Below are 23,815 nucleotides of genomic sequence, written 5' to 3' on the forward strand. Positions count from 1 at the left end.
TCGCGTCCACTGCGACCGGGATCGCCCGGCTTTCCAGACAGTTCCGGCGCAATGCGCTGCCATTGCGCATCGTTCAACATCAATCGAATCAAGGCTGCCCTCCAGTTTTCAGCCTTGAATCAAATTTCCGATGATTTGGGAATCGTCCCAGCTACTATGATTGTAAACAGGCCTTAGTCGAGCGCGATCACCTGGCCGGTGATGGCGCCTTCGACGCTCTTCACATAAGCGAAGCCGACCCGCTCGGAGGACACGGGCACGTGGCCCGGGAAGAAGCCCTCATATTTCTTGGCCGAGGCCTGGAGCACGGTGGGGCTCACCACATTGATGCGGATGCCCCGCTCGAGCTCGACCGCAGCACTCATGGCGAAGGCGTTGAGCGCGCCGTTCACCGCCGAGGCATTGGCGCCCTTGCGGATCGGATCGCGGTCGAGGACCCCGCTAGTCAGGGTGAACGAGCCCCGGTCATTGATGAGCGACTGGCCGATGAGGACGATATTCACCTGGCCCATCAGCTTGTCCTTGAGCCCGATCATGAACTGGTCTTCGGTCATGCCGGCGAGCGGCCCGAAATAGGCATGCCCGGTGCAGGTGACGACGGCATCGAGCGCGCCCGCCTTCTTGTACATGTCGGTGATCGATCGGCGATCGAGCAGGTCCACCGCCACATCGCCCAACGAGCGTCCGGCGGTGATGATCTCATGCCGGTCCTTCAGCGCCGCGACGGCGGCCTGGCCCAGCGTGCCGTGGGCGCCGATGATCAGTATACGCACTATTCGTTCTCCGACGGCGCCTTCAGGCCCTTGAGCTTGGCGAAGACGGAATCGGCGTCATATTCCTCCTCTTCCGGCTTCTTCGCGGGCGCCTCCGCCTCGCTGGGCGGTGCGACGGGCTCCGGCGCCACGCTGGCGGCGGCCGGGATCAAGGTGCGGACCGGCTCGGCATCGGGGGCGATGCCGCGGCCCAACTTGCGCGCGGCCTTCTGCACGGCGAAATCGAGGTCGATCTGCGAGCACAGGCCCAGCGACACCGGATCCACCGGCTTGATGTTCGGCGTGTTCCAGTGGGTGCGGTCGCGAATGGCCGCGATCGTCGTCTTGGTCGTGCCGACGAGCTTCATGATCTGGCTATCGGAGAGTTCCGGGTGATAGCGCAGGAGCCAGGCGATGGCGTCGGGACGGTCGCCGCGCTTCGAGACCGGCGTATAGCGCGGTCCCTTGGTCGCCTTCTGCACCGGAATGTTGACCTTGGGCTCGAGCAGCTTGAGCCGGTAGTCCGGGCTCTTCTCGCCCTTCTCGATCTCTTCGCGGGTGAGCTGGCCGCCGGTCACCGGATCGAGGCCCTTGATGCCTTGCGCCACGTCGCCATCGGCGATGCCTTTGACTTCGAGCTCGTGCAGGCCGGCAAAATCGGCGATCTGCCGGAAGGTGAGCGCGGTGTTCTCGACCAGCCAGACGGCCGTCGCCTTGGGCATCAGGGGTGCGCGTGACATAGGTTAAAACTCCTTCAGAACCAGTGGCTCTGTGATCTCAAAGATCAAAAATCGATGGAATGCCGGTTATATAGGCGCGCCGCCCCTCAGGGCACAAGCATAATCTTGCCTACATGGGCGCTCGATTCCATGAGCCGATGCGCCTCGGCGGCCTCGGCGAGCGGGAAGGTTTTGTAGATCTGTGGCCTGATCTTGCCTTCAGCCAACAGCGGCCAGACCTTGGCCTCGAGCGCGCGGGCGATTTCGGCCTTCTCGGCCACGCTGCGGGGTCTCAGCGTCGATCCGGTGAGGATGAGGCGCTTCAGCATGATCGGCAGAAGATCGACCTCAACCTTGGAGCCCTTCAGGAAGGCGATGTTGACGATGCGGCCATGCATCGCCGCCACGGCGAGATTGCGCCCGACATAGTCGCCGCCCACCATGTCGAGGATGACATCGGCACCCTTGCCCTGGGTCGCATCCTTGACGATCTGGACGAAATCCTCAGCTCGATAGTCGATGCCGCGCTCGGCGCCGAGCTTTTCGCAGGCCCGGCATTTCTCGGGCGAGCCCGCGGTGGCGAAGACGCGGGCGCCCAGGTGATGCGCCATCATGATGGCGCTGGTGCCGATGCCGCTCGATCCGCCATGGACGAGGAACGTCTCGTTGGGCTTGAGCCCGGCGCGCTCGAAGACATTGGTCCAGACGGTGAAGAAGGTCTCAGGAATGCCGCCCGCCTCGCTCATCGAGAGGCCCTCGGGGATCGGCAGGGCATTGTCCTCGGCCGCGGCGCAATATTCGGCATAGCCGCCGCCCGGCACGAGGGCCAAGACCGCATCGCCTTCCTTGTAGCGTCTGGCCGATGCGCCTCCGGCGACGACCTTGCCGGCCACTTCGAGGCCGGGCGTCGAAGGAGCACCTGGCGGCGGCGGATAGCCGCCTTGCCGCTGCAGCACGTCCGGCCGGTTGACGCCCGCCGCCTCGACCTTGATCAGTATCTCATGGTCCTTGGGCACCGGCACGGCGATCCGCTGCGGCTTGAGGACGTCCGGCCCGCCGGGTTTCGTGATGGCGATGGCGGTCATCTCACGGGGCAGCGCGGTCATCCAGGGCTCCTCGAGGTTGCGGGGATCCGAGGAGAGTGAAGCGTTTATGCCGGCTTGTCGAGTTTACAATCCGAGTGCCGATTTGACGACCGGCAGTGCCTCTTTCCCGTCGAAGGTCGAAACGCCGTCGAGCCACTTGGCGAGCTTCTCGGGGTTGCGCTTCATCATCTCGCGCGCCGCATCCTCGGGGCTCTTGCCCTCGCCGATCACCATCTGCATGCCGTGATTTTCGTAATCGAGGTCGTAGACGAGATTGGCGAAGAGTTTTGCCGCATTGGGACATTCGGCCGAATAGTTCTTGCGCGCGATGGTGCGCACCGTGGCGCCGCCGAAATTCGGTCCATATTCGACATCGCCGCCCGCGAGATAGGTGAGCTCGTAATCGAGATTCATCGGATGCGGCTCCCAGCCGAGGAAGACGATCCACTGCTTCTCCGGCACTGATTTCTTGACCTGGGTGAGCATGCCGGCCTCGCTCGACTCGATGATCTCCCAGCCGCCGAGGCCATGGCGGTTGGCGGCCACCATGTCGAGCAGCGGCTGGTTCGAGCCGGGCTCGATGGCATAGATCTTCTTGCCGAACTGGTCGCCATGCTGGGCGAGATCGGCAAAGCTTTTCACGCCCGCATCGGATACATATTTCGGCACGGCGAGGGTGAATTTGGCGCCCTCGAGATTGGTGCCGAGGACTTCGACCGCGCCCTCTTCGAAATAGGATTTGTACTGCTCGTCCTGCACCGGGCGCCAATTGCCCTGGAACACATCCATCTCGTTGTTCTTGAGGCTGACATAGGTGACGTCGAGGCCGAGAAGCGTCTGCGTCGCATCGTAGCCCAGCGCATCGAGCAGCACTTCGGCGGTGCTGTTGGTGAGCATGATATCGGTCCAGCCGAGATCCGAGATGCGGACCTTCTGGCATTGCGGCGCATCGGCGGCATGGGCCGCCGTCGTGGCGCCGGCCGCGGCAAAGAGAGCGAGGGCAAGAAGCTTACGCATCGGATTTCCTCTCCTGGTTCTGGTTGTTTTCCATGAGCCTATCCGCCCTTTGCTTTATGTCAATATAGAAAATTATATGATCGTACAAATTGTTGGTTTAGAATAAAGTAGACCGATCATGCGCAAGCGAATCGACGAAATCCGCCGCGCCGAGCTCATCGAGGCCGCACATCGCGTCTTCCTGCGGGAAGGTCTTCAGGGCCTGACCACCGCGCGCATCTGTCAGGAGGCGGGCATGTCGCCCGGTATCCTGGCCTATTACTTCAAGGGCAAGGAGGAGGTCCTCTATGCCATGGTGCGCTTCAACAATCGCCTCCTGATGGAGGACGTGATCGCCCGCATGCGCCGGGCCACGACCGCATGGGAGCGCCTGGAGGCGATCGTGGAGGGCAATTTCCCCGACCACTCTTTCACCCGCAATGTCGCCATTGCCTGGCTCTCCGTCTGTGCTGCGACCAACGTCAATCAGAATTACGAGCGCCTGCAGCGCCTGTTCTACAGCCGCCTGGTCTCCAACCTCGCTTCTGCTTTCGGCGGCCTTCTGGACAAGGGACGCCTGAGGCAAGCCTCTCTCTCGCTTGCCGCGGTGATCGACGGGCTGTGGCTGCGCAAGGCGGTCGGCCACGAGATCGGCCGCGACGAGGCGGTGGCGCTCGTCCTGCACAATCTCGTCTCCCTGCTGAGCGAGGAGGAAATAATGGCGCTGCGTCAGCAAGGTACCGGCCGCTAGGCTTGCCAGCGCGGCATGCCGGAGCCAAACTGCCTCCGGTTTTCACATCGTCAAGGGAGCAGGCCCATGGACCTCGACGACATCCGTCCGATCAAGAAGCCCGAAATCGTCATCGGCGAGGATCTCGCCTTGCTGTCGGTGGCCGAACTCGAACACCGCGTTCATCTTTTGGAATCCGAGATCGTCCGCATTCGCGAGGCGATTGCCGGCAAGCAGTCGAGCAAGGCCGCTGCCGACGCCTTTTTCCGGAGCTGACCGGCCGTTCAGACTCTTTTTGCGTTAAGCAACCGTATCGTTAACCAATCAGTAAGGGATTCGGTTGTATTTTCATCAATGTAATCCAGTCATCTGGATTCTCCGAGTGGCTCCTGTCCACTCTGTTTGACGCCTCCCTGTTAGAACCTTTAGCCGCGCTTTCAGCGCGGCTTTTTTTTGGCCCGGCACTTGCTCGTCGATGCCTGCCGCCGCCATTTTCTGTGGATAGTGGCCGAAAATGAACCAAGATTAATGATCCGTTAATCCCGCTTCGCTGAGGGTGCGATGGAGAAAAGAACGAAAGAATCGATTCTCATGAAGGCTACAGGGGACAATTCCGGAAATGACCGCAGTGAGAGCCTGGTCGATTTCCTTGCACGCTTCACCGCGTCTGACCAATTTGCCGGAATATTCAAGGAGGGCATGGGCTTAGTCGAGGAAACGGCGAATTACCTGGATGGCCCCGGCCGCCAGGACGCGAGGCTCCTCGACCGCACCGGCGCCATCGCCTATGCGACCGAGAGCATGCGGCTCACGACCAGGCTTATGCAGCTCGCCTCCTGGCTCCTGCTGCAGCGCGCGGTGAGTGCCGGCGAAATCTCGCTCGCCGACGCCTCCAAGGAGAAGCACCGTATCAACCTGACCGAGATCGGCGCCGGCCACACCTTGACCGGCTTTGAACAGCTCCCGCCCGCCCTCAAGGACCTCGTCGACCGCTCCTTGCGGCTCCACGAGCGCATCCAGAAGCTCGACAAGATGCTCTCCGCCAAGGCCAAGTTCGTGAGCCCTCAGCCAAGCCCGGTCAGCCACCAGATCGACCGGCTGGCCCAGGTATTCAAAATGGCACGCCGCTAAGGCCGGCCGCGCCTTACCGGATGATCGAGCGTCAATTCGAGACGTGTGCTCTCGTTGGAGACCACCCAGCGCCGGCTCGTGATGATGAAGTCATGCGGCCGGTCCCTGGTCTCGAGCGAGACGAGATCGCCCGTCAGGCTCTCTGGGCCGAGTTCGATCTTCGCGAGCTCTTCCTCCACCTGATGCCGCGCCGCATAGCGCTCGGCGCTGTCGGTGAGGCGGATCGTGCATTTGCGCATTAGTCCCGTTTCGTCTTGAGCGTTATCATCATCGGGCGAATCGTCTGGGGGAGTTTCTGCCATGACCGTCCGTCTTTCCAAGATCATCATGTGCCTGTGCCTGGCGGCTTTCGCCTTTCTGGTGACTTTCGGCAACATCACCGATTACGGCTCGAACTTCGCCTTTGTCCAGCACGTGCTGAGCATGGACACGACCTTTCCCGGCAACCAGCTGATGTATCGCGCCATCACCAACGCGACTTTGTGGAACGCCGCCTATTGGTTCATTATCGCAGGCGAGGCGCTGACCTGCGTGCTGTTTCTCATCGGCGCCTTTCATCTCTGGCAGGCGCGCCAAGCGACGGCGGCAGCCTTCAATCAGGCCAAGCGTTTCGCCGTCATCGGCGCCACCATGGGCTTCCTCGTCTGGTTCTTCGGCTTCATGGTGGTCGGCGGCGAATGGTTCGCGATGTGGCAGTCTTCGACCTGGAACGGCCAGGATGCCGCCTTCAAGTTCTATGTCGCGATCCTGGGCGTGCTGATCTATGTCAACCAGCCCGACACCGACCTGGTCCGCTAACGCATGTGTCCAAGCCACGCCGTGAGCCTTGATCTTTCCCTGACCAGGCCATCCTGATTGAAGTGGTGAACACAAAAATGCGCCCATGAATCTTGGAACGCCATTTCCATGTCGCCCGTGACCGATGTGGTGCCGAGTCCGATTTCTGCGTAGGTGAACTCGAAACTGCCACTGGGACGCGCCAGCGCAATATGGAATGGCTGACCGGTGAACTCGTTGATCTTCGGCCTGCCGCGGCTGCGCATGACACCGGGTATCTCCACTCTCGCGGTTCTGTGTTCCAGGTCCGCTTCGAGATCGATCGGCAGGAACAGCGTGTGGCAAAATTCCGAACAGGTGGACGCGAATACGGCGAAGAGATTGCTCAGCGGCTCGCATGCCCCGCCCGAAACGATCGTTTCGAGCGCAGTCCGTTGCGCTTCATCCGCACGCTTGTCGATGACGATCTGGCGCCGGCCGTTTCCGTCCTTGATCTCGCCGGGCCATTTGTACAGCGCCGCCCAGTTCAGGCCCGCGAGCGGCGTATCGTTAAAGTGCCCCTCGACGATGTTGCCGACGAAGGCCGACTGGCAATAACCGTGGGTACTCGGCAGGTTGAACTGGCAACCGCAATTCATGGCACAACTGCAGTTGTCGTAGGTCTCGCTCTTGAACAGCCATCGATGAGCCATTTCACCGCACCCCTAGCGAATTGATGATCTAGTGTGCCGAGCTTCGTATCCAGCACACTAGCACAAAGACCGGGCGTCGTGCGATTCCAGCTAGCGATCCGTGTGGCCCAGGTCGCGCTCGGGGGCGACCTTGTCGCGCACCAGCTGCTTCAGCGTCTTGACATCCGGGAAGCCGCCGTCGCGCTTCCTCTCCCAGATCAGCGCATCGTCGCAGGTGATCTGGAAGACGCCGCCGGTGCCCGGTATGAGGGCGACTTCAGCGAGATCGGTGGTGAAGGTCGAAAGCAGCTCCTGCGCCATCCAGGCGGCGCGCAGCAGCCACTGGCACTGGGTGCAATAGGTGATGGCGATGCGGGGCATGATCGTGTCTCCACTAAGCAGGCTCCCGAAAAAGTTGCAGACTTTTCGGGACAAAGCCTGCGTCTTGTAATGAAAAAACCCGGCGCGACGGCCGGGTTTCGATGCTCGTTCGGGCTTCTGGCTTACTTGTTGAGGAAGCCGAATTTCTGCTTGAACTTGCTGACCCGGCCGCCACGGTCGATAAGCGTCTGCTGGCCGCCGGTCCAGGCCGGATGCGACTTGGGGTCGATGTCGAGATTGAGCGTGTCGCCTTCCTTGCCCCAGGTCGAGCGGGTCTGGAATTTGGTGCCGTCGGTCATGACCACATTGATCGTGTGGTATTTGGGATGAATATCCTTTTTCATGGCGTAAACTCTCTTGAGGCGCGCGTCCCGGCGCCGGAAAACTGCAAATTTAAGGGTTTCGGGCGGCGTCTATACAGGAGGGGGCCCCAGCTTGCAAGTGCGGCGGCTTGGCCCCTTCATAGGCCCCGGAGCCTGGTCTACAGCATCGGCCCGAAAAGCTTGTGGCCGGGTTTAACCCGGCCATCCCAGCTTTCGGATAAGTCGATGCGCAAATAACTGGAGCGCGATGGCCCGTTCATCCGAAGATACCGCCCCACCCCGGCCGGCCGGCAAGAGCCTCAAGCCGCTCAAGCGCTTCCTGCCGCTCCTCGGACGCTACCGCCTGCCCGTCGCTCTGGCCTTCCTGGCCTTGGTCGTCGCGGCCGTGGCCACGCTCATCGTGCCGCTGGCGGTCCGCCGCGTCATCGACCACGGCTTTTCCGCCGATGGCAGCACCCTCATCAACCAGTATTTTGCGGTCATGCTGCTGGTCGTCGCCGTGCTGGCTTTGGCCTCCGCCGCCCGTTTCTATCTCGTGACCTGGCTCGGCGAGCGCATTGTCGCCGACACGCGCGACCTCCTCTTCACCCACCTCCTCGCGTTGAGCCCGGCCTTCTTCGAGGCGAACCGCTCGGGCGAGATCGTCTCCAGGCTGACCGCCGACACCACCCAGATCAAGTCCGCCTTCTCGACCTCGGCCTCGATCGCGTTGCGAAATCTGGTGATGCTGGTGGGGGCTGCCGTCATGATGGTGGTGACGAGCGTCAAGCTCTCCTGCCTCGTGCTTCTCGCCATACCGCTGATCGTGCTGCCGCTCATCTTCTTCGGGCGCCGGGTGCGCTCGCTGTCGCGCAGCGCCCAGGACACGCTCGCCCATTCGGCCGCCTACGCCCAGGAACGCCTGCTCGCCGTCACGGCGGTCCAGTCCTTCCTCCAGGAGGCGACCGCGATCAAGGCGTTCCGCGACGCGACCTCGACCGCCTTCGCCGCCGCGGCGAAGCGGACGGGGGCCCGCGCCTTCCTCACCGGCGCCATCATCTTTCTCTCTCTGGGCTCGGTGACGATGGTGTTGTGGTATGGCGCGCGCGAGGTGATCTCGGGCGCCATGACGGCGGGATCGCTCAGCCAGTTCGTGCTCTATGCCGTGCTTGCCGCGAGCGCGCTCGGCGAGCTGTCGCAGGTCTGGGGCGAGATCCAGCTCGCCGCGGGTGCGGCCGAACGCATCGCCGAGCTGCTCGATGAGAAGCCGGCCATTGCCGCACCGCCGTCGCCCGTCCGCCTGCCCTCACCACCCAGAGGCGAGATCGCTTTCGATCGCGTCAGCTTCCATTATCCCACACGACCCGACGGTCCGGCTCTGGAGGGCGTCAGCTTCACCGTGGCGCAGGGCGAGACGGTGGCGCTTGTCGGTCCATCGGGCGCCGGCAAATCCACCATCTTCGCGCTTCTGCAGCGCTTCTACGATCCGCAAACGGGCCGGATCCTGATCGACGGTGTCGATGTGAAAGCGGCCGATCCCAAGGACGTGCGGGCGCGCATCGCTGTCGTGCCGCAGGAGACGGTGATCTTCTCAGGCACGGTTCTCGACAATATCCGTTTCGGCAGGCCCGAGGCCTCGCTCGCCGAGATCGGGGAGGCGGCGCGTGCCGCCCATGTCGAGGAATTCGCTGAAAGCCTGCCCAAGGGCTATGACACCGAGGTCGGCGAGCGCGGCATCACGCTTTCGGGCGGCCAGCGCCAGCGCATCGCGATTGCCCGCGCCATCCTGCGCAACGCGCCCATCCTGCTGCTCGATGAAGCGACGAGCGCGCTCGATGCCGAAAGCGAGGCTTTGGTCCAGGAAGCGCTCAAGGAGCTCACCCAGAACCGCACCACGCTCGTCATCGCGCATCGCCTGGCGACGGTGCGTAGCGCCGGGCGCATCCTGGTTCTCGATGAGGGAAAGCTGGTGGCGCAGGGCGAGCATGGCGAGCTCACCAAGTCCAACCCGCTCTATTCGCGCCTGGCCGAGCTCCAGTTCAGCGCGCAGTCCGCCTGAAACCCGTCAAGCTCCTGGGGTGAGCCGAGCCGCGTCACGGCTTTGCCCTGCGCCTCCTCGGCCGCGACCATGGTGCGGATCTCGGGCATCCACTCCTGATCGACGGTCCAGATCGTCTCGAACAAAGCGTCCATGTCGGGCATTTGGGCGATACCCGCCGGCGGATGGGCGAGCCGGCCCGAGGCCCAGTCGAGCTGCCGCCGGGCGGCGAGCGAGAAATGCCGCCATAGGGGCATGTCGATGAGGATGATGCGCGTGGCCCTGGCGAGACGCGCCGGTATGGATTCCAGCCGCCCCAGCCCGTCGATGATCCAGCTCTCCTCGGCGAGAAGCCGGTCATGCTCGGCCCCGTAGATATCCGCAGGCGTGAGGATCCAGCCCGGCTCCCACAGCAGGGCATCGACCTCGCGATAGGGCAGCCCAAGCTCCCGCGCAAGACCGCGCGCGAGCGTCGACTTGCCGCCACCGCTATTGCCGATGACCGCGATCCTCATCATGGCAAAATCCGTTTCTCATGCCGATATGTTGACATGCGGCGGCCGCCAAGTCGAACCGGCTGCCGTGCAGACGAGGAGAAGGAAATGATCGCACGTACATGGCGCGGCCGCGCCACAGCCGCCAAGGCCAATGACTATCATCGTCATTTCACCACCGAGGTGGTGCCCAATCTCAAAAGCATCGCCGGGCACAGAGGCGCTTATTTGCTGCGCCGCGAAGTCGAAGGCGGTGTCGAATTTCTTGCCGTCACGCTGTGGGACTCGCTTGCAACCATCAAGGCCTTCTCAGGCCCCGATCCGGAAGTTGCTCATATCGAGCCCCAAGGCCGCGCGGCGCTCTCGGATTTCGATGAGTTCGCGCGCAACTACGAAATTGTCGTCAATACGATCGAGGTTTAGCGCTCGGTCAGCTTGAGCTCGATGCGGCGGTTGCGTGTCTTGGCCTCTTCGCTGTCGCCGGGATCGAGCGGCTGGAATTCGCCGAAGCCCGCCGCCACCAGGTGCTTGGGGTTGACGCCCTGGCTGATCAGGTAGTTGACGACGGCGATCGCGCGCGCCGACGACAATTCCCAGTTCGACTTGAAGGCGTCCCGGATCGGCACGTTATCGGTATGGCCGTCGACACGAAGCACCCAGGCGATATCGGAAGGAATTTCCGCTTCGAGTTCCTTGACCGCGGAAGCGAGCTTGTCCATTTCCAATAGACCGGCCGGCTGGAGATCGGCCGAACCTGTCGGGAACAGCACTTCCGACTGGAAGACGAAGCGGTCGCCCACCACCAATATGTCGGAGCGCTGGCTCAGGATCTTGCGCAAGCGGCCGAAGAATTCCGAGCGATAGCGGGTCAGCTCCTGCACCCTTTGCGCCAGCGCCGAATTGAGCCTCTTGCCGAGATCGATGATCTGCGCCTGGTCGGTCTTGGAGCGCGACTCCGCATCGGCCAGGAGCCCGTTGAGGGTGGCGATCTGCCGGCGCAAGGCGGCGAGCTGCTGATTGAGAAGCTCGACCTTGGCCAGCGCTTCGGAGGAAATCTGCTTTTCCTCATCGAGCTGGGTGCGCAGGCCCGTGATCGTCGTGCCGGCGCTTTCGCCCTTGGCGTTCTCGCCCTCGAGCTGGAGCGCCAGATTGGCCGACTTCGCCTTCTCTTCATTGAGATCATCGCCCAATGTCGAGAGATTGAGCTCGAGCTCGGACTTGGCCGATTTCTCGAGCGCCAGCAATTCGGTGAGCTCGGCGATCTGCGAGCGCAATTGCCCGAGCGCGCTGTCCTGGCCTGAGATCTCGCGCGCCAGGAGGAATTGCGCGACGATGAACACCGAGAGCAGGAAGGTGATGACGAGCAGAAGCTGCGCCATCGCATCGACGAAGCCCGGCCAGTAGGGCGCCTCATAATGCCGCCGGCGGCGGGCAAGGGCTTGCGCCATGATTTATTCCTCGTCTTCGACGGCGGCGGCCTGGCTGAACCGGGTGGTCGAGCCCGGCACTTGCTTGGTGGTGCGCAGGATGAGCTTCTGCATCTCGTTCTGCTGCACCTGCTGGGCTTGCGCCCATTGCCGGACGATCTTCTGCTCCTCGCGCATCTGCTGGACGAGGCTCGCCACCGCATCGGCGAGCTTCTCCATCGATTCACCGTCCTGCGCCGAGATACTGGGCAAGCCGGTCGCGGACGCCGGTGCGGGCCCCGGCACGTCGGCCGTCAGCGCGTCGTCGAGCGTCTGGTTGATACGCTCGATGCCCTTCTGCAGGCCGGCGATATCGACCCTGAGATGGCCGGGCACGGCGAACGAGCCGCTGTCGCCCGCCTGGAGATCGGTGATCGTCGACAGCCAGTCCTCGAGATCGTTGTAGAAGCGGTTCTGCGCCTGGCTTGCCTGCAGCTCGAGGAAACCCAGGATGAGCGAGCCGGCAAGGCCGAAGAGCGAGGACGAGAAAGCGAGGCCCATGCCGGAGAGCGGCGCTTCGAGACCGGTCTTGAGCTGGTCGAAGACGGTCGCCGACTGGGCCGAGGAGACATCCAGGGCACGGATGGCATCGCCGACCGAGGTAACGGTCTCGAGCAGGCCCCAGAAGGTGCCGAGGAGACCCAAGAAGATCAGGAGGCCGACCAGGTAGCGCGAGATGTCGCGGGCCTCATCGAGGCGGGAAGCGATCGAATCGAGCAGCGAGCGCATCGAGAGCGGCGATAGAACCGTCCGGTTGGGCCGGTCGCGGAACAGGGTGGCCATCGGCCCCAGCAGCTTGGGCGTATGGGTGAGCTCGAGGCCCGGATTGACGATTCGGAAGCCATTGACCCAATTGATCTCGGGCCACAGCCGCCAGACCATGCGGAAGGAGTAGATCACCCCCAGGAACAGCGCCCCGATGATCACCCCGTTGAGGCCCGGATTGGCCATAAAGGCCCGTTGCATATGGGGAAACAGGACAACCGCAAGGATGCTCACGACCAGCATGAACACGAGCATGCGGACGAGATAGACTTTCGGCAGTTCGAGGACAGTATGCTCTTTTGCGTCGGCCATGGTCGCCTTCAGAACCCTCAAGCGGCGGTAAATGGCGTCAAATCTAGACGATTGCGTGGCGGGTTAACAGCGAGACGGTGAAGCCTGCCGATAACCTGATCGCCGCCCTGCCAAAATGGCAGATTTTACCCATGATACAGGCGGCGATGCCTATGACTCAACTGCCTCTTTCGAAATCGGGGAGCCCCTGCCACCGGTCGGGAGCTGGAAGACCCCGTCCCCTGCTCCCATATTAGCCCGGGCCTGATTGGTCCCGGGGCGAAAAATGGCGACGATTGCCGATTGGCTTATTCTCGCGGGTGTCGCTGGGCTACTCTCAGGTGAACCTCCGCCAGAGGCAAATGCCGAAGGCTATATCCGGGCACTTATCCCCGAGCAGCGGCTGGTATTCATCGTCAAATACGCGGCTGCGGCGTGGACCTATTCAGGATTCATAAAATTCCGGCAACCGCCCGCGATCTATCTTCGCTGCCCGACTACCGGTTGCGATCCTCATCCTTTGCGCATTCTCGATGACCTGCGATCCCGCGTGCCGGGGGCCTATGGAGCCCGCGGCGCCGAGCCCGACACCGCCCAGATCGAGATATATGTCGCAACGGACCCGGTGGAATTCGACAAGCGCGACCTCGAGGTCGACAAGGCGCTGCATATTGATGCCCATATCGGATCGAAATTTCTTCTTCCACCACGGCCGGCGCCCTGCCGCACGACGATCTACTTCGATCAGAAGCGCTCGACCATAGAGAAGACGATGATCTTCATCGACAGCGACGCATCGCCCCGAATGCAGTCTCTCTGCATGGGATTTGAGCTGGTGCGCGCGATCGGCGCAATAAATGTCGCTGGCCCGCTCTTCTATCACGAGTTCGAGAAACACTCCGGCTACGATCCACTACCTTATCTCGCCGCAAATGTGTTTCTTCACACATCCACCGAGATCCACGCCGGCGATCCTGTGGAAAAGGCACTCGCCATCTTCAAAGACCGATACGGCCTGCAATAGCGGCCTTATACATCGAGCGCCCAGTCGAGCCCGTCCGGCAATTTGCCGAAGCAATAATCGACATGCAGCACCCGTCTTCGGCGCGGTGATTTCGAGGCATCGCTGGCGTGGAGCGTCAGCGCCTTCATCGCGAGAATGCCGCCCGCCGGCGCGGCGCAGATCATGGCCGGACCACGCGCCGCGGCCTCGCGCACCTGCGCATCGCTCAGCCTTCCGAGGCGATGACTGCCGCGGATCACTTTCAATGCGCCATTCTCCGCATCGCAGTCGTCGATATGAAGGCGCAGGTTGAACATCGTCTCGAGCAGGCGCGCGGGTGCCTCGACATGCGGCTGGCCGTTCTTGACCGTCCAATTTCCGTAGTCCGCCAGATCGATGCGGCGCTTGACCGCGATCACCCGATCCTGATGCCAGGGCAGATGCCAATTGGCCTCCGGCCGCTTGTCGAAGGCCAGCACCCGCACCGGGCGCGCATCTGCACACGCCCATTCTTTCGCCTTCCGCGTGAGGATGCCCTCCGGCATGACGAGCTGCCTGATGACAGGCGACAGAGCAAAGGGACGCGCGCCCACGCGCACGCCCGCCTCATCGAACTCTTCCGCAAGCTTCTCCAGGATATCGACGCCGACGACCCCGGGGCTGAGCGCTACGCCATCACGCTCGTAATCGAGCATCGCCTCACATCGCCTTGACGATCTCTTCCGTCATCTTCTTGGCGTCGCCGAACAGCATCATCGTATTGTCGCGGTAGAACAGGCCGTTGTCGATGCCGGCATAGCCCGACGACATGCCGCGCTTGATGAACATCACCGTGTTCGCCTTCCACACTTCGAGCACCGGCATGCCGAAGATCGGCGAGGCCGGGTCGTCCTTGGCGGCTGGATTGGTCACGTCATTGGCGCCGATGACGAAGGCGACGTCGGACTGCGCGAACTCGGAATTGATGTCCTCGAGCTCGAACACCTCGTCATAGGGCACATTGGCCTCGGCGAGGAGCACGTTCATGTGGCCCGGCATGCGGCCCGCCACCGGATGGATGGCGTATTTGACCGTGACGCCAGCCTTCTTGAGGTGGTCCGCCATCTCGCGCAACGCATGCTGCGCCTGCGCCACCGCCATGCCATAGCCCGGTACGATGATGACCGAGCCCGCATTCTTCATGACGAAGGCGGCATCATCCGCCGAACCCTGCTTCACGGGCCTGGCCTCCGCACCACCCGCCGCAGCCGCCGTCTCGCCGCCGAAGCCGCCGAGGATGACGCTGATGAAGGAGCGGTTCATGCCCTTGCACATGATGTAGGAGAGGATCGCGCCCGATGAGCCGACGAGTGCCCCGGTGATGATGAGCGCGGTATTGGCAAGGGTGAAGCCGATGCCCGCCGCCGCCCAGCCCGAATAGGAATTGAGCATCGAGATGACGACCGGCATGTCGGCGCCGCCGATCGGCACGATGAGCAGGAAGCCCAGCACGAAGCTGATGACCACGATCATCCAGAAATCGAAGGCGCTCTGGCTGGCGAAGAAGCCGTAGATGAAGAACAGGAGCGCGAGGCCTAGCGCGATATTGATGTAATGCCGGCCGGGGAGGATGATCGGCTTGCCGCTCATCCGCCCGTCGAGCTTGAGGAAGGCGATGATCGAGCCGGTGAAGGTGAGGGCGCCGATGGCCGCGCCCAGCGCCATCTCGATGCGGCTCTGGGAATGGATCTCGCCATTGGTGGCGATGCCGAAGGCTTCCGGCGAATAATAGGCGGCGGCCGCGACGAAGACCGCGGCGAGGCCGACCAGCGAGTGGAAGGCGGCGACGAGCTGCGGCATGGCCGTCATGGCGATGCGTCTGGCGGTGACGGCGCCGATGGCGCCGCCGATGGCGATGCCGGCGATGATGAGGAGCCAGGCGAGCCCGCTCGAAGGTGCCGAGAGGAGCAGCGTCGTCACGATCGCGAGCCCCATGCCGATCATGCCGAAGAGATTGCCTTGCCGCGATGATTCGGGGCTCGACAGGCCGCGCAAGGCCATGATGAACAAGGCGCCGGCGATCAGATAGAGAAAGGCAGCGAGTGAGGCCGACATGCGCCTACTTTCCCTTCTTCTTGTACATCGCCAGCATGCGCTGGGTGACGAGGAAGCCGCCGAAGATGTTGACGGAAGCGAGGATGAGCGCGAGGAAGCCGAAGATCATGGCGAGCGTCGAGCCCGAGGCAATGGCCCCGGCGCCGACGGCAAGGAGCGCGCCCACCACGATCACCGAGGAGATCGCATTGGTGACCGACATCAGAGGCGTGTGCAGCGCCGGCGTCACGTTCCACACGACGTAATAGCCGACGAAGACCGCCAGCACGAAGATCGCGAATAGCGAGACGAAAGGATCGATCGCATGTTCCATGGGGAGGTCCTCAAGCCTTGAACATCTTGTGCACCAGCTCGCCGTCCTTGGCGACGAGCGTGCCGGTGATGATCTCATCCGCCCAGTCGATTTTCAGCGCCCCGTCCTTGATCAGGGGATCGAGGAAGTTCTGCAGGTTCCTGGCATAGAGCGGCGAGGCATTGCCGGCGAGCCTTCCGGCGAGATTGAGATTGCCCATGATGGTGACGCCGTCATGGGTCACGATCTCGCCCGGCTTCGACAGCGGGCAATTGCCGCCGCGCTCGACCGCGAGATCGACGATCACCGAGCCCGGCTTCATGGTTTCGACCATTTCCTTCGTGACCAGCACCGGCGCCGGCCGGCCCGGAATGAGGGCGGTGGTGATGACGATGTCCTGGGTCTTGATGTGCTCGGCGATCAGCGCCGCCTGCTTGGCTTTGTCTTCCGCTGACAGTTCCCGCGCGTAGCCGCCCGCGGTCGCCGCATCCGCCACGTCGGCGAAGACGAATTTGGCGCCGAGGCTCTTGACCTGCTCTTCCGTCGCCTTGCGCACGTCGGTCGCCGACACGATGGCGCCGAGCCGGCGCGCCGTGGCGATGGCCTGGAGGCCGGCGACGCCGACGCCCATGATGAAGACCTTGGCCGGCGGCACCGTGCCCGCCGCCGTCATCATCATCGGGAAGGCGCGGCCGAACTGGCCCGCGGCATCGATCACCGCCTTGTAGCCGGCGAGATTGGCCTGCGAGGAGAGCACGTCCATCGACTGCGCGCGGGTGATGCGCGGCATGAGCTCCATGGCGAAGAGGGTGAGCCCTTGCTTGGCCAGCGTCTCGAGCCCCGGCCTGTCGCCATAGGGGTCGAGAATGGCGGCGACGACGGCGCCTTTCTTGAGGGCCTGGGTGGCTTTGGCCTCGGGCCTTCGGACACTGAGAAGGATATCGGCGTCGTGCAGCGCCGCATCGCCCTTGCCGATCTTGGCGCCGGCCCCGGCGAAGGCGTCATCCGATATGAAGGCTCCTGCCCCGGCGCCCGCCTCGACGGCAACCTCCAGCCCCTTCTTGACGAAAGCCTTGATCGTGTCCGGGGTCACCGCAACGCGGCTCTCGCCCGGGTGAGTTTCGGCTGAGACCGCGATCTTCATATGGCGAAGGCCCTAACCGACGCTGATGGCGGTGATCAGTCCGAACAGCACGAGGACGCCCACCGACAGGAGCCAGCGCTGCGATCCCGATCGGGCATCGATCATGACGGCGATGATGCCGATGATGAGACCGGCGAAGCCCGTGAACACGTGGAGCGTGTGGCCGAAGGCGAAGGCGCACAAAGCGACGAGGACGAAGGCGCAAATCAGGCCCAGCGCCACCGAGCCGCGCACGAAATTCGCGTAGGTGCTGCGATGCGCCGCGATGTCCAGGTGATGGTCGACCGTATGCTCCGCCATGTCGGAAATCCCCTCGAAAGCCTTAGAATCCAAGGAGCCTAACTAGCCTAGAGGCTCCCCTGCCGCAAGGACTGAGGGCCGGCGCGGCGATGAGTCTCAAGGCGCCTTCAAATTCCCGCAAAGCCAGGGCAAAATCCCTATCGCTTCCCGCGCTTTGGACGGCTCATGCGACGGCGACCGGCAGTCTTCTGGCTTGCACTTGGCCTGTGGCTCACGGGTTCGGGCACCCTGTCTCTAGCCCAGGACGCATCGCCCCCGCCCGATATCCCCGGCCTCACGCAGCGTGCCGAAGCGGGTGATGCGGAAGCGATGATCGCCCTCGGCGAGGCCTATCTGGACGGCACCGGGGTCAAGCGCGACCTCGACATGGCCATCAGGCTGTTCACGCCCGGAGCTCAGGCCAATGACGCCAACGCCCTCTATCTGCTGAGCTTTACGCTTAGGGAAAGAGCCAAGCCGGGCGATCTCGACCAGGCCTTGCTCCACGCCGTGGCGGCGTTGAGCCTCGCGAGGCAGAGAAAAGGATTGGAGTTCGTCGAAGCCAATATCCAGTCGCAACTCGGCTTCATCTACGAAAGATTTGGCCGTTTCGAAGAGGCCGTCGTGGCCTATGAAGCGGCACGCCGGATTTTCGAGCGGAAGCTGAGACAAAAGCATCCGCAGGTCGCCGGCGCCTATATGAATCTTGCCAACGGTCTCGCCGGCGCGGGACGCCAGGAGGAGTCTCTTGCGGCAACGGAAAAGGCTCTGCAGCTTGTCGTCCGGCTGATGGGCAATGACAGCGAGCTGACGGCCAACCTCCACCAGAACAAGGCCATCAGCCTCATCAGTCTGGCACGCTACAGCGAAGCGTTGAATGCCCTGGATCAAGCCCAAGCCATCTATCTGAAGCTGGGTGGCCCTGAGTCCATGCGGATCGCCGACATCCTCAGGAACAGAAGCCGCGCCTATAATCTTCTGGGGCGCAATCAGGAAGCGATCGAGGCGGCGCAGTCCGCTCTCTCGCTCTACAACAAAGCCCCCTCACCCGATCAACGCACGCTCGCAGCGGCGCATGGAATATTGGGTCTCGCCTATCAGGGTCTTCGCCATTATGACGACGCCCGCAGAGAATACCGCGCCGCTGCTGAGATACTGGAAGGCCAGTACGGCGCCAACCACATCGAGATGATGCACCCGCTCATCAATCTGGGGAATGTGGATGACGATCTCGGACAGTTCGAGAACGCTCTGACGAACTATCAGAAGGCGTTCAAGATTATCCTCGATGCCTATGGTCCCGATCACCTCGAAGCCGCCAGTATGGTCGGCCGCCTCGGCAACACGTCACGCAAGCTCAAACGCTATGACATCGCTCTCGATTACGGCCTTGAGGCACTGCTCATTCAAACGGGTGCGACAAACGCCGATCTCGACAATCAGCGTTATACTTTCCGCATGCTGGCGCGCACTCTCCAGGCCAAGGGGAAAAGGGCAGCAGCCGTCTTCTTCGCCAAACAAGCCGTCAATGCGCATCAGGAAGTCCGCGCCCGCAACAGCAGCCTTTCGGATGAACTGCGCGCCACGCTCGGCCAGAGCTTTCAACCTTCCTATTACCTCCTCTCAGAGCTACTGCTGGAGGACGGTCAATTTTCTGAAGCGCAATTTGTAGGCAGCCTGCTCAAGCAGCAGGAGTTTTACGAATTCACTCAGAAGGGAAATGGCCGGTCTCCGGAAGATCCGGAAATCGAGCCGGGCAATATTCGTCTCACCGAGGCGGAGCTGAAGTTCTGGACGGAGATGCAGGCCTCCATGGCGCCTGCCCTCAAGATCGCTTCGGACATGCGCAACTTGATGGGCGCGAGGGAGACGACGGGAACGCTCTTGCCTGACCAAAAGGCGCGGCTGCAGGAACTGAAGGTCAAACGCGATCAAGCCGTGGCGGAATTCATCACATCTGCCCATGGTCTCATCGACCGCGCCGAGTCTGAAAATCTTCTGGCGCGCAAGATGGCATTCGATTCCGGACAACGCTATGCCGAGAAGATCCAGGTGGATTTGCGCGCCATGGGCCCCAACACCGCGCTCTTGCAGATCATGAGTCTCGAAGACGGACTGTATTTCTTCGTAAGCGCGGCTGGGCGAGATACGGTGCAACGCAAAGTGCCGGTGAGCCGTTCAGAGCTCGCCAGAAAAGTGTCCGCAGCCGTCAATGCTGTCAGAAACCGCGGAGATGACGCGATCCCGCAGCTGGCGGGACTCTATGATCAGCTCATCAGGCCGGTTCGGCCGGATCTCGATGCTGCAGCGACGCGCAATGGCGCTGAGGTCCCGGTCCTCCTCCTCGATCTGTCGGGCTTCCTGCGCTACGTTCCCTTTGCGGCGCTTCATGACGGCCGGCATTATCTCGTCGAGGATTTCGCCCCGGCGCTCTACAACCCTGCCAATCCGACGAAATTCACGCCGCTGCGCCGCGGCAGGATCAAAGGCGCTGGTTTCGGCGTTACCCGAGAGCATCCGGGTTTCGCAGCGTTGCCCGGCGCAGCCCGCGAGCTCACCGCCGTCCTGGATATCGTCGGCGGCAAGCCCAAGCTCGATGACGCCTTCAACGAAAAGAGCCTGGCCCAGGCCCTCTCGGCGAAAATCCAGATACTCCACATCGCCAGTCATTTCCGCTTCCGTCCCGGCAACGAAACCAATTCTTACCTGCTTCTTGGAAATGGCGACGGCCTCACTCTGAAACAGCTGCGCACGCAACGACAGTATCGTTTCCGCGGTACTGATCTTATTACGCTCTCGGCTTGCGAGACGGCGCTGGGAGGCGGAGCGGAAGGCGAGGAAATCGAAAGCTTCGGCATGCTTGCGCAAGCCAAGGGCGCCTCGGCGGTCCTGTCGACGCTCTGGCAGATCGCGGACGACTCGACCGCCGTGCTCATGACGGATTTCTATGACGGGCTCATCAAACAGGGCCTGGACAAAGCCCGCGCCTTGCGGATCGCCCAACTCGAGTTGATCCGGGGAAAGGCGGAGCCCACGCTTCAAGCCAGCCGGGCGATGACGGTCATCGATGATGCTTCTGGAGAAACGGCCGCGGTGCCGACCGCACATCCCTATTATTGGTCTGCCTTCATCCTGATGGGGAACTGGATGTAAGCCCCGCCGTTGCGAGCGCCGCCTCTTGCCGCGCCGCGACGCCGTCGACCGAAAAGCCTTCCAGCGCCTCGTTGAACAGGCGGTAGAAGTTGAGCTCGGCGCGCAGATGGATGAACACCCCGCCGAGGCCGATCGCGGCGCGGTCCATGAACACGAATTCGCGCGGCACCTTGACCGGTCCCTTCTCCTTCAACGCCTTGTGCACGGCGAAAGCCTGCTTGCGGCCATATTCGGCGGGCGAGACGTCGCCGGCGATGGCACGCACCCGGTCTTCCATCAAGGGGCCGTAGATGAAGCGCGCCCAGATATTGAGAATGTCGATCAGTTCGTTGCTGAGGCCCTCGAAGCCCCAGATCTCGTAAGCATGGACGATGCGCGCCCGGTCGTTTTCCATGAGGCCGCGATAGAGATCGACGACGCCTTCGACGAAACGCGGCGGGAAGATGCGGATGCAGCCATAATCGAGAAGATTGAGGCCTTTGGGCCGGCCCGTCGGATCGAGAGCCGCCGAATAATTGCCGAGATGGGGATCGCCATGGATCACGCCATGGCCGCAAAAGGGCGTCCACCAGGCCTCGAACAGACGCTGCGCCAGGAGATTGCGGGTGTCGAGATCATGCTCCTTGAATTCGAGCAGCTTGCGGCCTTCGAGCCAGCCCATGGTGATGAGCCGGCGCGTTGACAGTTCGGGCTCGACCACCGGCACATGGATGCCCGGGTGATCCTTCAGTATTTCCGAATAGAGCCGGATGTGCTTTGCCTCGCGGACATAGTCGAGCTCTTCGCGCAAGCGTGCCGCGATCTCCTGGGCGATCTCGCTGGTGTCGATCACCGGGTCCATGCGCTTATGCAAGGCGAAGACGACATTGAGCTGCCGGAGATCGGCCTCGACGGCCGAATCCATGTCGGGATATTGCAGCTTGCAGGCGAGCTGGCGGCCATCGAGCGACGTCGCCTTGTGCACCTGCCCCAGCGAAGCCGCATGCGCGGCTTCATGCGTGAAGTCGCCGAAGAGCGTGCGCCACTGCGGCCCGAGCTCGGCCGCCATCCGTCTTTTCACGAAGGCCCAGCCCATCGGCGGTGCCTGCGACTGCAGCTGCGCCAGCTCCGCCGCATAGCCGGCCGGCAGCGCATCGGGAATGGTGGCGAGAAGTTGCGCCACCTTCATCAAGGGACCCTTGAGATTGCCCAGCGCCTCGGCAAGGAGCTGCCCCTCCGCCGCCGATCCCTTCTCGGCGCCCAGGAACCGCCCGGCGGCAATGCGGGCGACCGCGGTGCCGACGCCGGTCCCGACATTGGCATAGCGCAGCAATCGACCGGTCAGGCTGTTCTCGTCGTCGGCCACACGATCCTCACTGCTTCCCCTCTCCCCCAACGGGGGAGAGGGGATTTTTATGCGGTTTCCATCGCTTCGAGCTCGTCGATGAAGCCTTCGATGACCTTGAGGCCCTTCAGCCAGAAGGTCGGATCGCTCGCATCGAGGCCGAAGGGTTCCAGCAGCTCCTTGTGATGCTTGCTGCCGCCGGCCTTCAGCATGGCGAAGTACTTCTCCTGGAAGCCTTCGGCGCTCTCGCGGTAGCGCGCATAAAGCGAATTCACCAGGCAGTCGCCGAAGGCATAGGCATAGACATAGAAGGGCGCGTGGATGAAATGCGAGATATAGACCCAGAAGGTCTCATAGCCTTCCGAAAAGGCGATGCCGGGGCCCAGACTTTCGCTTTGGACCTCGAGCCATATCGCATTGATCTGCTCGGCGGTGAGCTCGCCTTCCTTGCGCGCGGTGTGGATCTTGCGCTCGAAGGTGTAGAAGGCGATCTGGCGCACCACCGTGTTGAGCATGTCCTCGACCTTCTGGGCGAGCATGGCCTTGCGCTTCTTGGGATCCTTGGCCTCCTTGAGCAGCGCCTGGAAGGTGAGCATCTCGCCGAAGACCGACGCCGTCTCGGCGAGCGTCAGCGGCGTCTGCGCCATGAGCGCGCCCTGATCGGCGGCGAGCACCTGATGCACGCCGTGACCCAGCTCATGGGCGAGCGTCATCACGTCGCGCGTCTTGCCCATATAGTTGAGAAGCACATAGGGATGCGCCGAGGGCACGGTCGGATGCGCGAAGGCGCCTGAGGTCTTGCCGGGCCTGACCGGCGCATCGATCCATCGCTTGTCGAAGAAGCGCCCGGCGATCTCGGCCATTTCCGGCGCGAAGCCTCGATAGGCGTCGAGCACGATCGTCCTGGCGTCGTCCCACTTGACTTCGCGCGCGTCCTCTTGCGGCAAAGGCGCGTTGCGGTCCCAGTGGTCGAGCTTCGCCTTGCCGAGCCATTTCGCCTTCATCCGGTAATAGCGATGCGACAGGCGCGGATAGGCCTGGCGCACCGCTTCGACGAGGGCGGCCACGACTTCAGGCTCGACCCGGTTGGAGAGATGGCGGGCATCGGCGATGTCCTTGAAGCCGCGCCAGCGGTCCGAGATCTCCTTGTCCTTGGCGAGCGTGTTGGTGATGTGGGTGAAGAGCCTGAGATTCTTCTTGAAGCTCTGCGCCAGCGCTTGCGCTGCGGCCTTGCGCTTGGCCTCTTCAGGCGCCATCAGGAGCGTCAGCGTCGGCTCGAGCGACAGTTCCTCGCTATCGACAGTGAAACGCATTTCGGCGAGGCTCTCGTCGAAGAGACGGTTCCAGGCCGAATACCCGGTCTGCGATTTCTCCAGGAACAGCTCCTCGCTCTTGTCGTCGAGCTGATAGGGTTTTTCCTTGCGCAGATTGTCGATCCAGGGACCGTAATGCGCCAGCGCCGGTACTTTCAGTTTCAGCGCCAGCTCGTCATCCGCGATCTTGTTGAGCTCGAGCTCGAAGAACAACAGGATCGCCGAGATGTCGGTCTGCTTGGCGCTGACATCGCCGTAGAATTTTGCACGCGCTGGGTCGGTCGTGTTGCCGACATAATAGAGCTGCGCATAGGAGCCGGTGCGGCCGAGAAGATCGCCCAAGGCCTCATAGGCCCTGATGGCTTGCGCCAGATCCTCGCCCGAAAGCCCTGAGAGCTTGCCTTTGTAGGTTTCGGCGAAGCGTCTCGCCTCCTCCTCGCCGCGCTTCATGTCGGCGGCGAAGGCCGGATCATCGGGCGCGGCATAGAGATCGGCGAGATTCCATTCGGGAAGGGAACCGAGTTTTTTCGAGAGGGCGGCAGTGTCCATGGAAAAGGCATCCGGTCTGAGGTTTGTGCTCATATGGCCCATGCCCCCTCTGGCGGCAATAAGGGA

The 23,815-nt window shown here is 62.6% G+C and carries 26 protein-coding genes; 8 read left to right on the forward strand and 18 right to left on the reverse strand.

The genetic code is table 11. The features are described from left to right. Positions 1–173: 173 nt before the first annotated feature. From DS839_RS22350 to choX, 4 genes are all read right to left on the reverse strand, one after another. The gene (locus tag DS839_RS22350; RefSeq protein WP_119272711.1) at positions 174–773 is read right to left on the reverse strand and encodes a short chain dehydrogenase; all 600 of its coding nucleotides are present in this window, start codon (positions 771–773) and stop codon (positions 174–176) included. Next, positions 773–1,492, reverse strand: a complete 720-nt coding sequence (locus tag DS839_RS22355) for a DUF1013 domain-containing protein (protein WP_119272712.1) — start codon at positions 1,490–1,492, stop codon at positions 773–775. Before DS839_RS22355 ends, DS839_RS22350 begins: the two co-directional genes overlap by 1 nt. An 86-nt stretch (positions 1,493–1,578) precedes the next feature. Beyond that, positions 1,579–2,577, reverse strand: coding sequence for an NAD(P)H-quinone oxidoreductase (locus tag DS839_RS22360; RefSeq protein WP_119272713.1), 999 nt, complete (start codon positions 2,575–2,577; stop codon positions 1,579–1,581). Positions 2,578–2,640: 63 nt separating this feature from the next. Further along, positions 2,641–3,573, reverse strand: coding sequence for a choline ABC transporter substrate-binding protein (choX, locus tag DS839_RS22365; protein ID WP_119272714.1), 933 nt, complete (start codon positions 3,571–3,573; stop codon positions 2,641–2,643). A 118-nt stretch (positions 3,574–3,691) separates the two neighbouring features. On the opposite strand from choX, the gene betI reads away from it, so the two are divergent. The 3 genes from betI (at position 3,692) to rcdA (ending at position 5,413) form a co-directional block, all read left to right on the forward strand. Continuing rightward, a complete protein-coding gene (betI, locus tag DS839_RS22370) occupies positions 3,692–4,303 on the forward strand; it encodes a transcriptional regulator BetI (protein ID WP_119272715.1) in 612 nt (203 codons plus the stop codon). 66 nt (positions 4,304–4,369) lie between these two features. Beyond that, positions 4,370–4,558, forward strand: a complete 189-nt coding sequence (locus DS839_RS22375; RefSeq protein ID WP_119272716.1) for a DUF1192 domain-containing protein — start codon at positions 4,370–4,372, stop codon at positions 4,556–4,558. Positions 4,559–4,873: 315 nt separating this feature from the next. Next, positions 4,874–5,413, forward strand: coding sequence for a protease adaptor protein RcdA (rcdA, locus tag DS839_RS22380; protein ID WP_119272962.1), 540 nt, complete (start codon positions 4,874–4,876; stop codon positions 5,411–5,413). Here the strand turns inward: rcdA and DS839_RS22385 are convergent. After that, the gene (locus DS839_RS22385; RefSeq protein WP_119272717.1) at positions 5,410–5,652 is read right to left on the reverse strand and encodes a hypothetical protein; all 243 of its coding nucleotides are present in this window, start codon (positions 5,650–5,652) and stop codon (positions 5,410–5,412) included. The two genes, rcdA and DS839_RS22385, sit on opposite strands and share 4 nt — an antisense overlap. 61 nt (positions 5,653–5,713) lie before the next feature. Between DS839_RS22385 and DS839_RS22390 the strand changes: the two genes are divergently transcribed. Continuing rightward, entirely contained in the window at positions 5,714–6,211 is a 498-nt protein-coding gene (locus DS839_RS22390) for a DUF2165 family protein (RefSeq protein WP_119272718.1), read from the forward strand. Here the strand turns inward: DS839_RS22390 and DS839_RS22395 are convergent. The 3 genes from DS839_RS22395 to rpmE all read right to left on the reverse strand — a co-directional run bounded on the left by DS839_RS22395 (position 6,208) and on the right by rpmE (position 7,586). Further along, positions 6,208–6,882 carry a DUF1326 domain-containing protein gene (locus DS839_RS22395; protein WP_119272719.1) on the reverse strand — a complete coding sequence of 225 codons (675 nt, stop codon included), beginning with the start codon at positions 6,880–6,882 and terminating at the stop codon, positions 6,208–6,210. The genes DS839_RS22390 and DS839_RS22395 overlap by 4 nt on opposite strands. A gap of 90 nt (positions 6,883–6,972) precedes the next feature. Continuing rightward, a complete protein-coding gene (locus DS839_RS22400; protein WP_119272720.1) occupies positions 6,973–7,242 on the reverse strand; it encodes an Rdx family protein in 270 nt (89 codons plus the stop codon). A 122-nt stretch (positions 7,243–7,364) separates the two neighbouring features. Further along, complete coding sequence (rpmE, locus tag DS839_RS22405) at positions 7,365–7,586, reverse strand: 50S ribosomal protein L31 (protein ID WP_119272721.1); 222 nt, start codon at positions 7,584–7,586, stop codon at positions 7,365–7,367. A 226-nt stretch (positions 7,587–7,812) separates the two neighbouring features. Between rpmE and DS839_RS22410 the strand changes: the two genes are divergently transcribed. Continuing rightward, positions 7,813–9,603: an ABC transporter transmembrane domain-containing protein gene (locus tag DS839_RS22410; protein ID WP_119272722.1), complete on the forward strand. Its 1,791-nt coding sequence runs from the start codon at positions 7,813–7,815 to the stop codon at positions 9,601–9,603. On the opposite strand, the gene DS839_RS22415 is transcribed toward DS839_RS22410, so the two are convergent. Then, positions 9,558–10,100, reverse strand: coding sequence for a P-loop NTPase family protein (locus DS839_RS22415; RefSeq protein WP_119272723.1), 543 nt, complete (start codon positions 10,098–10,100; stop codon positions 9,558–9,560). The two genes, DS839_RS22410 and DS839_RS22415, sit on opposite strands and share 46 nt — an antisense overlap. 84 nt (positions 10,101–10,184) lie before the next feature. On the opposite strand from DS839_RS22415, the gene DS839_RS22420 reads away from it, so the two are divergent. Next, on the forward strand, positions 10,185–10,499 hold the full coding sequence (locus DS839_RS22420; RefSeq protein WP_119272724.1) for an antibiotic biosynthesis monooxygenase: 315 nt from the start codon (positions 10,185–10,187) through the stop codon (positions 10,497–10,499). On the opposite strand, the gene DS839_RS22425 is transcribed toward DS839_RS22420, so the two are convergent. After that, complete coding sequence (locus DS839_RS22425; RefSeq protein WP_119272725.1) at positions 10,496–11,524, reverse strand: peptidoglycan -binding protein; 1,029 nt, start codon at positions 11,522–11,524, stop codon at positions 10,496–10,498. The two genes, DS839_RS22420 and DS839_RS22425, sit on opposite strands and share 4 nt — an antisense overlap. A 3-nt stretch (positions 11,525–11,527) precedes the next feature. After that, positions 11,528–12,619, reverse strand: a complete 1,092-nt coding sequence (locus DS839_RS22430; protein WP_119272726.1) for a flagellar motor protein MotA — start codon at positions 12,617–12,619, stop codon at positions 11,528–11,530. 265 nt (positions 12,620–12,884) lie between these two features. Here DS839_RS22430 and DS839_RS22435 point away from each other — a divergent pair, with 265 nt between their 5' ends. After that, on the forward strand, positions 12,885–13,622 hold the full coding sequence (locus tag DS839_RS22435) for a hypothetical protein (RefSeq protein ID WP_119272727.1): 738 nt from the start codon (positions 12,885–12,887) through the stop codon (positions 13,620–13,622). A gap of 5 nt (positions 13,623–13,627) precedes the next feature. Here the strand turns inward: DS839_RS22435 and DS839_RS22440 are convergent, their stop codons facing one another. From DS839_RS22440 to DS839_RS22460, 5 genes are read right to left on the reverse strand one after another with little or no spacing between them, the layout of a single operon-like run. Then, positions 13,628–14,296: a phytanoyl-CoA dioxygenase family protein gene (locus tag DS839_RS22440; protein ID WP_119272728.1), complete on the reverse strand. Its 669-nt coding sequence runs from the start codon at positions 14,294–14,296 to the stop codon at positions 13,628–13,630. Positions 14,297–14,300: 4 nt separating this feature from the next. Continuing rightward, positions 14,301–15,695 carry an NAD(P)(+) transhydrogenase (Re/Si-specific) subunit beta gene (locus DS839_RS22445; protein WP_119272729.1) on the reverse strand — a complete coding sequence of 465 codons (1,395 nt, stop codon included), beginning with the start codon at positions 15,693–15,695 and terminating at the stop codon, positions 14,301–14,303. 4 nt (positions 15,696–15,699) lie between these two features. Beyond that, a complete protein-coding gene (locus DS839_RS22450) occupies positions 15,700–16,008 on the reverse strand; it encodes a proton-translocating transhydrogenase family protein (RefSeq protein ID WP_119272730.1) in 309 nt (102 codons plus the stop codon). Between the two features lie 10 nt (positions 16,009–16,018). Next, positions 16,019–17,131 carry a Re/Si-specific NAD(P)(+) transhydrogenase subunit alpha gene (locus tag DS839_RS22455; protein ID WP_119272731.1) on the reverse strand — a complete coding sequence of 371 codons (1,113 nt, stop codon included), beginning with the start codon at positions 17,129–17,131 and terminating at the stop codon, positions 16,019–16,021. A gap of 12 nt (positions 17,132–17,143) precedes the next feature. Beyond that, entirely contained in the window at positions 17,144–17,431 is a 288-nt protein-coding gene (locus tag DS839_RS22460; RefSeq protein ID WP_119272732.1) for an aa3-type cytochrome c oxidase subunit IV, read from the reverse strand. 165 nt (positions 17,432–17,596) lie between these two features. Here DS839_RS22460 and DS839_RS22465 point away from each other — a divergent pair, with 165 nt between their 5' ends. Then, complete coding sequence (locus tag DS839_RS22465) at positions 17,597–20,563, forward strand: CHAT domain-containing tetratricopeptide repeat protein (RefSeq protein WP_119272733.1); 2,967 nt, start codon at positions 17,597–17,599, stop codon at positions 20,561–20,563. Here DS839_RS22465 and DS839_RS22470 read toward each other — a convergent pair. Further along, complete coding sequence (locus DS839_RS22470) at positions 20,538–21,908, reverse strand: ABC1 kinase family protein (RefSeq protein ID WP_119272734.1); 1,371 nt, start codon at positions 21,906–21,908, stop codon at positions 20,538–20,540. The two genes, DS839_RS22465 and DS839_RS22470, sit on opposite strands and share 26 nt — an antisense overlap. Before the next feature lie 47 nt (positions 21,909–21,955). Further along, positions 21,956–23,782, reverse strand: a complete 1,827-nt coding sequence (locus DS839_RS22475; RefSeq protein ID WP_368911836.1) for a M3 family oligoendopeptidase — start codon at positions 23,780–23,782, stop codon at positions 21,956–21,958. Between the last annotated feature and the right edge of the window lie 33 nt (positions 23,783–23,815).

The organism is Taklimakanibacter deserti (genome assembly GCA_003574785.1).

Excerpts from the sequence above, each read along its gene's own strand:
- DS839_RS22435 (WP_119272727.1), top strand. The coding sequence starts at position 12,885 with ATGGCGACGATTGCCGATTGGCTTATTCTCGCGGGTGTCGCTGGGCTA.
- DS839_RS22455 (WP_119272731.1), bottom strand. The coding sequence starts at position 17,131 with ATGAAGATCGCGGTCTCAGCCGAAACTCACCCGGGCGAGAGCCGCGTT.
- DS839_RS22425 (WP_119272725.1), bottom strand. The coding sequence starts at position 11,524 with ATGGCGCAAGCCCTTGCCCGCCGCCGGCGGCATTATGAGGCGCCCTAC.
- betI (WP_119272715.1), top strand. The coding sequence starts at position 3,692 with ATGCGCAAGCGAATCGACGAAATCCGCCGCGCCGAGCTCATCGAGGCC.
- DS839_RS22400 (WP_119272720.1), bottom strand. The coding sequence starts at position 7,242 with ATGCCCCGCATCGCCATCACCTATTGCACCCAGTGCCAGTGGCTGCTG.
- DS839_RS22355 (WP_119272712.1), bottom strand. The coding sequence starts at position 1,492 with ATGTCACGCGCACCCCTGATGCCCAAGGCGACGGCCGTCTGGCTGGTC.
- rcdA (WP_119272962.1), top strand. The coding sequence starts at position 4,874 with ATGAAGGCTACAGGGGACAATTCCGGAAATGACCGCAGTGAGAGCCTG.
- DS839_RS22375 (WP_119272716.1), top strand. The coding sequence starts at position 4,370 with ATGGACCTCGACGACATCCGTCCGATCAAGAAGCCCGAAATCGTCATC.
- DS839_RS22440 (WP_119272728.1), bottom strand. The coding sequence starts at position 14,296 with ATGCTCGATTACGAGCGTGATGGCGTAGCGCTCAGCCCCGGGGTCGTC.
- DS839_RS22445 (WP_119272729.1), bottom strand. The coding sequence starts at position 15,695 with ATGTCGGCCTCACTCGCTGCCTTTCTCTATCTGATCGCCGGCGCCTTG.
- DS839_RS22415 (WP_119272723.1), bottom strand. The coding sequence starts at position 10,100 with ATGATGAGGATCGCGGTCATCGGCAATAGCGGTGGCGGCAAGTCGACG.
- DS839_RS22460 (WP_119272732.1), bottom strand. The coding sequence starts at position 17,431 with ATGGCGGAGCATACGGTCGACCATCACCTGGACATCGCGGCGCATCGC.
- DS839_RS22465 (WP_119272733.1), top strand. The coding sequence starts at position 17,597 with ATGCGACGGCGACCGGCAGTCTTCTGGCTTGCACTTGGCCTGTGGCTC.
- choX (WP_119272714.1), bottom strand. The coding sequence starts at position 3,573 with ATGCGTAAGCTTCTTGCCCTCGCTCTCTTTGCCGCGGCCGGCGCCACG.
- DS839_RS22430 (WP_119272726.1), bottom strand. The coding sequence starts at position 12,619 with ATGGCCGACGCAAAAGAGCATACTGTCCTCGAACTGCCGAAAGTCTAT.
- DS839_RS22410 (WP_119272722.1), top strand. The coding sequence starts at position 7,813 with ATGGCCCGTTCATCCGAAGATACCGCCCCACCCCGGCCGGCCGGCAAG.
- DS839_RS22395 (WP_119272719.1), bottom strand. The coding sequence starts at position 6,882 with ATGGCTCATCGATGGCTGTTCAAGAGCGAGACCTACGACAACTGCAGT.
- DS839_RS22390 (WP_119272718.1), top strand. The coding sequence starts at position 5,714 with ATGACCGTCCGTCTTTCCAAGATCATCATGTGCCTGTGCCTGGCGGCT.
- DS839_RS22475 (WP_368911836.1), bottom strand. The coding sequence starts at position 23,782 with ATGAGCACAAACCTCAGACCGGATGCCTTTTCCATGGACACTGCCGCC.
- DS839_RS22385 (WP_119272717.1), bottom strand. The coding sequence starts at position 5,652 with ATGCGCAAATGCACGATCCGCCTCACCGACAGCGCCGAGCGCTATGCG.
- DS839_RS22360 (WP_119272713.1), bottom strand. The coding sequence starts at position 2,577 with ATGACCGCGCTGCCCCGTGAGATGACCGCCATCGCCATCACGAAACCC.
- rpmE (WP_119272721.1), bottom strand. The coding sequence starts at position 7,586 with ATGAAAAAGGATATTCATCCCAAATACCACACGATCAATGTGGTCATG.
- DS839_RS22450 (WP_119272730.1), bottom strand. The coding sequence starts at position 16,008 with ATGGAACATGCGATCGATCCTTTCGTCTCGCTATTCGCGATCTTCGTG.
- DS839_RS22420 (WP_119272724.1), top strand. The coding sequence starts at position 10,185 with ATGATCGCACGTACATGGCGCGGCCGCGCCACAGCCGCCAAGGCCAAT.